The organism is Kriegella aquimaris (assembly GCF_900103215.1).
GTDB classification, from domain to species: domain Bacteria; phylum Bacteroidota; class Bacteroidia; order Flavobacteriales; family Flavobacteriaceae; genus Kriegella; species Kriegella aquimaris.
The window spans coordinates 1-1,187 of record NZ_FNGV01000048.1 but is presented as its reverse complement, the minus strand read 5'-3'; the positions used below and the strand labels follow the sequence as shown (position 1 = coordinate 1,187).

Here is a 1,187-nt window from a genome sequence, read left to right as displayed (position 1 = left end):
CAAAAGGAATATTGCTAAATTTGAAATCAAACCGGAAGACATCGGATTTGGTAATACACTGAATATCAGCAATTAAATTTGACGTTAGTTGGAATATGAAAAAAACTTTGAGAAAGACTTTTACACTTGGATTTTTATTAATTGGAATTGTTGTTTATGGACAAGAATTTAATTTTGATATTCAAAATACGACACTAAACGAATATCTTGAAATGGAGCGGAAATTGGGAAGTGAGCAAATTCCGAATATCCGAAATCACGTTTCCGTTGAAAATGCTCAACCGATAAAATTTAAGCGTGAACAAAAGATAATTTCAGATTTAGTTGGATATTATTATTTCAAGAAAAAAGATAGTACAATGTCTCATATACTTTATGAATGGGACGAGAGTTTGCTGACTTTGAAAGCAAATACGAACGACAAAAAATCCAAGAAATATCAAAAGGCGCTTATTCGTAAATTCAACGAATTAGAAACAATGATTGCAGATATTTATGGTGAACCAAAAACCACAGGCGATTTATCAAACCTAAAACAAGCTAATGAAAAAGGCGGTTTAAAACAGAATGTAAAATGGTTTCCAAACGACAGTACAGAAATAGAAATGTACACTTCTGTATCAAACTATTATGAGAAAAAAGGAATGATGACAATTGCGCCAACTCATAGAATTAGACTTTACATTAGGAACACAAAAAAAGAAGCTAAAGTTGAGCCTAAATTGAGTGAGAAAAGGCTGAATACTTTGAAAATAATCTCATCAGAGTTCATTGAAACTTTGGGGAATAAAAACATTGCCAAATCAAAAGGTTATTTATCGACCTTGATTATAGAAAACGTAACGGACGGACAACTGAATACTCTAATTGAGAATTGGGATTTCACGAAGGAAACTGAATTAGTTTATAGCGGTATTCAAGTTGGACTTGATGGAAAAATTTTCACGATGCTAAATTTTAAGTATAAAGATGACTTTACTGAACCAGCTAAAGAATTGCTTAAAATGGTGTTTGATGATAACGATAAAGTTGTTGGAATTCAGCCAATAAAAACGCAAAATTGATTGCGGATAAAATACTGTGGGCAACAATGTATCCTATGAAAAGCCCTAGTCCAGTTCTCTAAAGTTAATTAATATTTTCTTTTTGCCTTAAACCACCTTTTTTATTTTAATATAACTTGCTCC

The 1,187-nt window shown here is 31.5% G+C and carries 1 protein-coding gene; it reads left to right on the top strand.

The window, feature by feature from the left end:
* The first annotated feature begins 95 nt into the window (after positions 1-95).
* Positions 96-1,064: a hypothetical protein gene (locus BLS33_RS24605; RefSeq protein WP_089896005.1), complete on the top strand. Its 969-nt coding sequence runs from the start codon at positions 96-98 to the stop codon at positions 1,062-1,064.
* The last annotated feature ends 123 nt before the right edge of the window (positions 1,065-1,187 follow it).